The 8504-nt window shown below is 62.5% G+C and carries 7 protein-coding genes; 2 read left to right on the top strand and 5 right to left on the bottom strand.

The window, feature by feature from the left end:
* Positions 1–62 precede the first annotated feature (62 nt).
* The 5 genes from H097_RS27265 to H097_RS27245 form a co-directional block, all read right to left on the bottom strand.
* Positions 63–539 (bottom strand): MarR family transcriptional regulator, encoded by a 477-nt coding sequence (locus H097_RS27265; RefSeq protein ID WP_032803452.1) that lies wholly within the window; start codon positions 537–539, stop codon positions 63–65.
* Positions 540–648: 109 nt separating this feature from the next.
* The gene (locus tag H097_RS27260) at positions 649–1419 is read right to left on the bottom strand and encodes an ABC transporter ATP-binding protein (protein ID WP_090293082.1); all 771 of its coding nucleotides are present in this window, start codon (positions 1417–1419) and stop codon (positions 649–651) included.
* Positions 1420–1421: 2 nt separating this feature from the next.
* Complete coding sequence (locus tag H097_RS27255; RefSeq protein ID WP_032863776.1) at positions 1422–3212, bottom strand: branched-chain amino acid ABC transporter ATP-binding protein/permease; 1791 nt, start codon at positions 3210–3212, stop codon at positions 1422–1424.
* On the bottom strand, positions 3209–4246 hold the full coding sequence (locus H097_RS27250; protein WP_032863775.1) for a branched-chain amino acid ABC transporter permease: 1038 nt from the start codon (positions 4244–4246) through the stop codon (positions 3209–3211). The genes H097_RS27255 and H097_RS27250 overlap by 4 nt, the downstream gene beginning before the upstream one ends.
* 80 nt (positions 4247–4326) lie before the next feature.
* On the bottom strand, positions 4327–5475 hold the full coding sequence (locus H097_RS27245) for an ABC transporter substrate-binding protein (RefSeq protein WP_032863773.1): 1149 nt from the start codon (positions 5473–5475) through the stop codon (positions 4327–4329).
* Between the two features lie 704 nt (positions 5476–6179).
* Here H097_RS27245 and H097_RS27240 point away from each other — a divergent pair.
* The gene (locus tag H097_RS27240) at positions 6180–7301 is read left to right on the top strand and encodes an amidase (RefSeq protein WP_032863771.1); all 1122 of its coding nucleotides are present in this window, start codon (positions 6180–6182) and stop codon (positions 7299–7301) included.
* 19 nt (positions 7302–7320) lie between these two features.
* Positions 7321–8493, top strand: a complete 1173-nt coding sequence (locus H097_RS27235; protein ID WP_032863769.1) for an acyl-CoA dehydrogenase family protein — start codon at positions 7321–7323, stop codon at positions 8491–8493.
* The last annotated feature ends 11 nt before the right edge of the window (positions 8494–8504 follow it).

Raw genomic sequence — 8504 nt, 5'->3', positions numbered from 1 at the left:
ACAGGTAGCCCGTGGCGCTTGTGGGATTTTCGCGAGCAAGCTCGCTTCTACAGGGGGGAGGGTCAGTCTTCGGGCAGGTTGTCGAACAGGGTTTCCAGCAAGCTGTTGAGCTTGTTGAGTTGCGCGTCCGTCAGGCCCTTGAAACTGGTCTTGAAAATATCCGCCGTGACCTTGTGGCTCTGCTCGATGGTCTGGTACCCGGCCTCTGTCAAGGAGACCTGGGTGACGCGCCCATCGTTGGCGCAGACATTGGTCTGCACCAGGCCGTCGGCTTTCATGCGGTAGACGATTTTGGTCACCGTGGGCAGCTTGGCGATGGCGTGGGTGGAGATTTCCGAGATGCTCGACGAGCCGTTGTCCTTGAGGATCAGGAGGATGCGCCAGCGCGGAATGTCCATGTCGACTTTTTTCAGGGCCTTTTCCATCGCCATGGAATAGCGCCCGTTGACCCGGGCGAGCCAGTAGAAGGGGAACTCTTCTTTCTTGAAATCCTGGCTGGCAGGGTTATGACGATTCACACGTTTTTTCGCGGTGGTCATGCTCGGGCTTCGAATAATGGACAACGACCGATTGTTGCATATTCACGTGATTAACGTCGCGCTTGTCGCGCCGTGTGGGAGCCATCGGGCCCCACACGGGATAGAGCAATCAGCTCGCGAGCATTTCCTGATGCTTGCTGCTCAGGCCCAGGTAGGCCTCGATCACCCTAGGGTCGTCGGCCAGTTGCCGGGCGGGGCCGTGCATGGCGATCTGGCCGGTTTCCAGGACGTAGGCGTAGTCGGCGACCCGCAGCGCCGCCCGTGCATTCTGTTCCACCAGCAGGATCGATACCCCTTGCTCGCGCAGACTGCTGATGATGCGGAAGATCTCGCGGGTCACCAGGGGCGCCAGGCCCAGGCTGGGCTCGTCGAGCATCAGCAAGCGTGGCTTGGCCATCAGCGCCCGGCCAACGGCGAGCATCTGCCGCTCGCCCCCCGACAAGGTCGCGGCCAATTGCTCGCGCCTCTCCCACAGGCGCGGGAACAGGTCGTATACCTGCTTGAGTGTCTGGCCGTGGTCACGCTCGCCCCGGCGGTGACGCTGGAACGCCCCCAGCAGCAGGTTGTCCGCGACGCTCATCGAGGTGAAGAGTTCGCGTTTTTCTGGCACCAGGCCCAGGCCCCGGCCCACCATCACTTCCACCTCGGGCACGCTTTGCAGAGTGCCGTCGAAGTTGACCTGGCCCCGGGAGCCCAGCACGCCCATGATTGCCGACAGCAGGGTGGTCTTGCCGGCCCCATTGGGGCCGATGACCGTGACAATCTGCCCTTCGCCGACGCGCAGGCTGGCGTTGCTCAAGGCTTCAACCTTGCCATAGGCCACGCTCAGGTTATCGATTTGCAGCAGGGTGGTGCCGGCGTTGCACGGTTCCATTGGCATATTCATGCGTCTGCGCCTCCCAAATAGGCTTCAAGCACTGCGGGGTTGTTTTGCACTTCTTCAGGCAGGCCCTGGGCGATGGGCTGGCCGAACTCCATGACCACCACGCGATCCACCAGGCCCATGACGAAGTCCATGTCGTGCTCCACCAGCAGGATCGCCATGCCTTCGGCGCGCAGGCGTTTGAGCAGTGCGGCCAGGGCTTGTTTCTCCTGGAGGCGCAGGCCCGCGGCAGGCTCGTCCAGCAGTAACAGGCAAGGATCGGCACACAGGGCACGGGCGATTTCGAGGATACGTTGCTGCCCCAGTGCCAGGCTCGCGGCGTCCTCCTGCAACGCGTCACCCAGACCGACCCGTTCCAGTTGATAACGGGCCTCGGCCAGCAACTGCTGCTCCTCGGCACGGTCCAGGTTCAGGCTGGCGGCGATCACCCCCTGGTGCCCGCGCAAATGGGCGCCGAGGGCGGCGTTCTCCAGCACGCTCATCCCGGGCAGCAGTTTGACGTGCTGAAAGGTGCGGCTCATGCCCAGGCGGGCGACATGCCGTGAGGTTTTGCCATTGAGGGGCAGGCCTTTGAAGTGGATATCGCCTGAGGTGGGCCTGTCGACCCCGGATAACAGGTTGAACAAGGTGCTTTTGCCAGCGCCATTCGGACCGATCAGGGCGAGGATTTCCCCGGCGTCGATATGCAGGTTCATCTGGTTGTTGGCGACGAGGCCGCCGTAGCGCTTGGTCACCTGGTTGGCCTGCAGGATGCGGGTGCCGTGTTCGACCGCAGCGCGACGGGGCAGGGCCTGTGCCTGGGGCAACGGCGCGGTGCGTGTGCGGCCCTTGAACCACTTGCCCAGCCATGGCGTCAGGCCGCCCGGCGCGCAGTGCATCAGCAGCACGATCAGGATGCCGAAGACGATGGTTTCGTAGTTGCCGCCGTCGCCCAGCAGGTGGGGCAGCCAATCTTGCAACCACTCCTTGAGCACTGTGAGGATGCCAGCGCCCAACAGTGCGCCCCAGATACTGGCCACCCCGCCGATCAGCGCCATGAACAGGTAATCGATACCCATGCCCAGGCCGAACGGGGTCGGATTGACGAAGCGCTGGGTATGGGCGTACAGCCAGCCCGATACGGCGGCAAACAGCGCGGCGATGACAAAGATCACCATCTTCGAACGGAAGGTGTTGACGCCCATGGACTCAGCCATCAACTGGCCGCCCTTGAGCGCACGGATGGCGCGGCCTTCCCGGGAGTCGAGCAGGTTGTGGGTGATCAGCATCGCTGCGCCCAGCACCAGCCAGATCAGGTAGAACATCTTTTCCCCCTGGTCCAGGGAAATCCCGCCGAGGGAAATGGCTGGCAGCCCGCCGACGCCGGTATGGCCACCCAGGGGTTCCAGGGTGCCGAACAGATAGTAGAGCGAAAGCCCCCAGGCGATGGTGCCCAGTGGCAGGTAGTGCCCGGACAGGCGCAGGGTCAGGGCGCCCAGCATCAGCGCCACCGTCACCGTCAGGGCCACGCCCACCAGCAGAGTCAGCCACGGCGAGGCACTCGCCCATTGCAGCCAGGTCGGCAGTTGCTCGGCGGTAGTCAGCCATGCCGTGGTGTAGGCCCCAAGGCCGACAAAAGCGGCCTGGCCAAAGCTGGTCATGCCGCCGACCCCGGTCAACAGCACCAGGCCAAGCACCACCAGGGCATACAGGCCGATGTAGTTGAGCAAGGTCACGTAGTAGGGGGCGAGCACCAGCGGCGCCAGGCCCAGCAGGGCAATCAGTCCGAGGATCAGGTAGCGTGGTTTCATTCGTGTTCCTCCACGTGACGGCTGGTGAGGGAGCGCCACAGCAGGAACGGAATGATCAGGGTGAAGACAATCACTTCCTTGTAGGCGCTGGCCCAGAACATCGAGAAGGCTTCGATCAGGCCCACCGCGAGGGCGCCCAGGGCTGCCACGGGGTAGCTGACCAGTCCACCCATGATCGCACCGACAAAACCCTTGAGGCTGATGATGAAACCGGAGTCGAAGTACAGGGTGGTGATGGGGGCGATCAGAATCCCGGACAGGGTGCCGATCAGGGCGGCCAGGACGAAGGTGCTCTTGCCGGCCATCTCCGGGGAAATGCCCATCAGGCGTGCGCCCATGCGGTTCACTGCCGTGGCGCGCAGGGCCTTGCCGTACAGGGTGCGCTCAAAGAACACAAACAAGCCGATGATCAGGCCCAGGGACGCGGCGATAATCCACAGCGTCTGGCTGTTGAGCGCCACCGGGCCCAGTTCCAGGCCTTGTTCGGAGAAGGGCCGGGTTCGCGCGCCTTCCGGGCCGAACAACAGCAGGCCCATGCCCACCAGGCTTACATGCACTGCAATCGAGACAATCAGCAACACCAGCGAGCTGGCCGAGGCGATGGGTTGGAAGGCCAGCCGATAGATCAACGGCCCCAACGGCACGACCAAGGCCAAGGTCAGCAGGGCCTGCAACGCCATGGGCAGTTGTGCCAGCGGCAGGTTGTTGACCAGGCCCACCATCGCCGCCGCGTAGGCGATCTTTACCAGGCTCTTGCGCGGCAAGCGCCAGGCGTGGGGGCGGCGGATCGAGGCGAGCAGGTCGAGGGCGCCATCGAGCAGGGTCAGGGCCAGCAGCAGCCAGACCAGTGCAGTGGGCTGGCCCGCTTGCAGGCTGGCCATGGTCAGGGCGCCATAGGTGACGAACTCACCCTGGGGGATCAACAGGATCCGGGTCACGGTAAACACCAGGAGAATCGACAAGGCCAGCAGCGCATAAATGGCGCCATTGGTGATGCCGTCCTGGCCAAGCAGCAAGGCTATCTGGGCATTCATAGGGCAACTCTTTGCACGGGGTCATCAGGCTTGCGGCGCCCGTCGGACACGGCTGGCCGAGCGGGCGATGGGGTGCGCTCTCAGTCTTTGAGCAGGGTCCAGGTGCCATTTTTCACCTGGATCAACTCCCGGCCTCGTTCATCGAACCCGCTGTGGTCGTCCGGGGTCATGCTGTAGACCCCTTGGGTGCCCGCCAACTCGTGAGTGCTTTCCAAGGCGTCACGCAGCGCCCGGCGGAACTCCACGGTGCCCGGCGCGGCCTTGGCGGCAGCCAGCGGGATTGCCGCTTGCAGCAGCAGGCCGGCATCGAAGGTATTGGCGCCGAAGGTGGCGGGCTTGCTGCCATAGAGTTTTTCGTAGTTGGCGGTGTAGTCCGCAGCGATTTTTTTCGACGGATTGCTGTCGGGGATTTCATCGAGCACCAGCATCAGGCTGGCGGCGAGGATCGTCCCTTCGACTTTCTTGCCACCCAGCTTGAGGAAGTCCGGTAGCGCGGCGCCATGGGTCTGGTAGACCTGGCCACGGTAGCCCTGGTCGAACAGCGTGGCCTGGGGCATTACGGCCGGGCTGCCAGGCGCGGCTACCAGTACCGCGTCGGGGCGTGCGGCGAGCACTTTCAGGCTTTGCCCGGTGATTGAGGTGTCCTGGCGCTGGAAGCGTTCGTTGGCGACGATCTTGATCCCATGCTCGGTCGCCAGCGCCGTGGCTACCTTGGCCCAGTTCTCGCCATAAGGGTCGGCGGTGCCAATCAGGCCCAAGGTTTTTACCTGATGCCTGGCCATGTGTTCGAACAGCGCCTTGGCGATCAGTTCGTCATTTTGGGTGGTCTTGAACACCCATTTCTTCTCTGCCGTCATCGGCAGGATCACCGCCGCAGTGCCCACGGGCGACAGCAGCGGGACCTGGGCCTGGGCGACAAACGAGATCACTCCGATGGCATTGGGCGAGCCGCTTGGGCCGATGATCGCATCCACGTTGTCTTCGCTGATCAGCTTCTTCAGGGCCTTGACCGTGGCCGTCGGGTCGCTGCCGTCGTCCAGCGTGATGTAGCGGATGGCCTGGTCCCCGACCTGGGTCGGCAGCAGCGCCACGGTGTTTTTCTGTGGCACGCCGATCATGGCCAACGGGCCTGCGGCCGAGGTGATCACGCCGACCGTGACTTGCGCCTGGGCCAGGGATACGCAGGCCGCACTCAGTAGCAAGGTGGACACAGCTTTTTTCAAGAGCATGGAGTTCTCCGAAGCATTGCAAGGCTAAGCAAGCGCCCGTCCCTCGGCCCGTCGCCGCTTGAACAGCGGTCGCGATGCGCGATGGAGGCGAGCCCTTGGCGGTTGCCGCAACGGCGCGAGCCGCTGTTGATGGGCGAGTAGGGCGATAGCAGGTTGCATGCCAGAAAAATTCGGGACAGCGGTGTGAAGCAGGGTTTATCCCGGGCAGTGGACGTTGTGTTTGTCGTTCCGTGGCGAGACAAACCAGCGTTATGCGAAGGCGCTAGCTCGCGGTTTTATCGCTGTTTTTTATGATTTTTTAATTGAAAAAACATGCAAAAACTCAGGCTTATATCGATGGGTTTTGTTGCGCAAAAACAATCGGTAACTTTTCGTTTCTGCGCATTTTTAAGATTTTTTGTGCTTCAGGTAAACAGAAGGAAAGCGTGGGCGATGTTGTATTTTTATTTTATGTGTTTGAAATATAAGTATTTATTTTGATTTTTATTTTTGGTTTTGCGTTTTTTAGAGTGTTACCGAAATGCACGGCTCCGGTGCATCTCGTGGGAAATGTGCACCGAAAATACCCATATTTTAAAATAGATAATTCAATTGACATTTCACGTAAATATTATGATTTTAGATTTAAGCGTTGGGCAGGGGTTGATCTGTCCAGTCCACTGACAGGCGACGCGCAGGCGTCACAACATTGAGCGGGAGGTGGCATGACTATCGTCGTCGAGCATATGGCGTTGGGGGGGAGTGGTCTGTCGGTGATGGTCAAGGACACGATCGACATCGCAGGCTTTGCAACCCGTGCTGGCAGCCAGGCTTTGGAGAACGCAGCAGCGGCGCAGGAACATGCCCAAGTGGTCGAGGCCCTGCTCGCGGGCAACTGTCGGATTCTCGGTAAGACCAGCCTGCATGAGTTGGCCTTTGGCACCACCGGGATCAACCACTGGAGCGGCACCGCCGACAACCCGCTGTACCCCGGGTTGATTCCTGGCGGCTCCTCCAGTGGTTCGGCGGCGGCGGTTGCGGCAGGGCTGGTGGACTTCGCCCTGGGCACCGATACGGGTGGTTCGGTGCGTGTGCCGGCCGCCTGTTGTGGCGTATTTGGCCTCAAGCCGACCTTTGGCCGGATCAGCCGTGCGGGGGTGATGCCCGGCGTCTCCAGCCTCGATTGTGTCGGCCCCTTTGCCGCCAGCATGGAACTGTTGATCGCGGCCATGCAGGTCATTGACCCTGGGTTTATTGCCCTGTCCTGCCCACCCAGTCTCAGCATCGGCGTGGTGCCCGTCACGGCGCACCCGCAGATCCTGCAAACCCTCGACGCGGCATTGGCCCGCAGCGGTTTTGCCCTGCACCCAACGCTGCTGCCTGGCATGGAGGCGGCCTACAACGCGGGCCTGGCCGTGATCAATCGTGAGACCTGGAACGCCTGTGGCCACCTGCTGCCCAGCGGCCTGCTGGGCGCGGACATCGCAGCACGCCTGCAAGCCGCGGCCTTGACCAGCGACGAAGCACTGCAGCAGGCCGAACAGGTGCGCGAAGCGTTCACCCATGAGGTGGACGCGGCCCTGGCGCAGCACCCGATCCTGGCCTTGCCCACCCTGCCCGATTACCCCCTGCAAGTGGCGCAGGCGGCAGATACCCGCGCTGCCATCGGCATGACTAGCCTGGTGCGCCCCTTCAACCTCACCGGCCACCCAGCCCTGAGCCTGCCGTTGCAAGGTCCGAGCGGCCTGCCAGTGGGCCTGCAACTGATCGCCGGCAAAGGCCAGGACGCGTTGTTGTGCGCCGTGGCCCTGATGATTTCGCAACGCCTAGAACAACAATCAGCCTGATTCTTTTTGGAGGTATTCCATGACTGCACTCCGTGCACAAAGTCCGAGGTCCGACCTGTCGATCATCGACGGTGAAGACTTCCAGCAACTGTTGGATGACATCCGTCGGCGCGCGCGTAGCGGTGAGTTCGACCAGCAAAAACACATCAGTCAGGACATCATCGAGCGCTTCCGCACCCTGGGCGTGTATCGGGCCCTGGTACCCAAGCGTTTTGGCGGGGACGAGTGTTCGCCGGCGCAGTTCTGCCAGATGGTTGAAGACATTGCCCATGCCGACGGCTCCGCCGGCTGGGTCGCGAGTTTTGGCATGAGCCTGGTGTACCTCTCGGCCTTGCCCCTGGCGAGTATCGAACAGGTCTACGCCAACGGCCCGGATGTGGTGTTCGCCGGAGGGATCTTCCCGCCGCAACCGGCCGCGTTTGTCGACGGTGGCCTGGAGGTCAACGGGCGCTGGAAGTTCTCCAGCGGCTGCATGGGCGCCTCGTTGATCGGGGTTGGTATCGCCCCGAAAAACGGCGACATGCTCGGCCTGCCACGCATGGCCGTAATGCCCAGGGACAAGGTGCGCATCGAGCAGACCTGGGACGTGACCGGGCTGATCGGTACCGGCAGCCACGACCTGGTGGTCGAGGGCGTGGTGGTAGCGGAGGAGTGGACGTTTGTGCGTGGCGGGCCGTCGAGCCTGACCGAGCCGTTGTTTCGCTACCCGTCGCTGTCGTTCGCCACCCAGGTGTTGTCGGTGGTCGGGCTGGGCGTAGCGCGTGCTGCACTGGATGAACTCAGTGGCATGGCCAATGGGCGCATTTCGGTGACTGGCGCGCCGTCCTTGTCCGATCGCCCCCTGGCCCAGGTGGAAGTGGCCAAGGCCGAGGCGGCCTTGCTTTCGGCGCGGGCCTGGTTCTACCAGGCCATCGATGATGCCTGGAGCAGCATCCTCGCCGGCGACCCGGTGTCGGTGGAACAAACCAACCTGCTGCGCCTGTCGTCGACCCATGCCACCCGCGTGGCCGCTGATGTGGCGCGCACCGCGCAAATGCTCTCGGGGATGAGCGGGGTGTACCGCAGCAGCCCGCTGTCGCGCTTCGTCAACGACGCCCAGGTCATTACCCAGCACGCCTTTATGGGTGACATGACTTACCAAAGCGCCGGTGCGATTTTCTTCGGCAACAAGCCGTTGCCCGGCTACCTGTGACGTTCAATTCT

Origin of the sequence: Pseudomonas sp. FH4 (genome assembly GCF_000510915.2) — a bacterium.
In the GTDB taxonomy this organism is placed as follows: Bacteria; Pseudomonadota; Gammaproteobacteria; order Pseudomonadales; family Pseudomonadaceae; genus Aquipseudomonas; species Aquipseudomonas brenneri.
The sequence above is the reverse complement of the archived record's forward strand: the minus strand, read 5'-3'. Positions and strand labels throughout refer to the sequence as shown.

Coding starts and splice junctions, on each gene's coding strand:
- H097_RS27245 (WP_032863773.1), bottom strand. CDS start 5,475: ATGCTCTTGAAAAAAGCTGTGTCCACCTTGCTACTGAGTGCGGCCTGC.
- H097_RS27235 (WP_032863769.1), top strand. CDS start 7,321: ATGACTGCACTCCGTGCACAAAGTCCGAGGTCCGACCTGTCGATCATC.
- H097_RS27265 (WP_032803452.1), bottom strand. CDS start 539: ATGACCACCGCGAAAAAACGTGTGAATCGTCATAACCCTGCCAGCCAG.
- H097_RS27250 (WP_032863775.1), bottom strand. CDS start 4,246: ATGAATGCCCAGATAGCCTTGCTGCTTGGCCAGGACGGCATCACCAAT.
- H097_RS27255 (WP_032863776.1), bottom strand. CDS start 3,212: ATGAAACCACGCTACCTGATCCTCGGACTGATTGCCCTGCTGGGCCTG.
- H097_RS27260 (WP_090293082.1), bottom strand. CDS start 1,419: ATGCCAATGGAACCGTGCAACGCCGGCACCACCCTGCTGCAAATCGAT.
- H097_RS27240 (WP_032863771.1), top strand. CDS start 6,180: ATGACTATCGTCGTCGAGCATATGGCGTTGGGGGGGAGTGGTCTGTCG.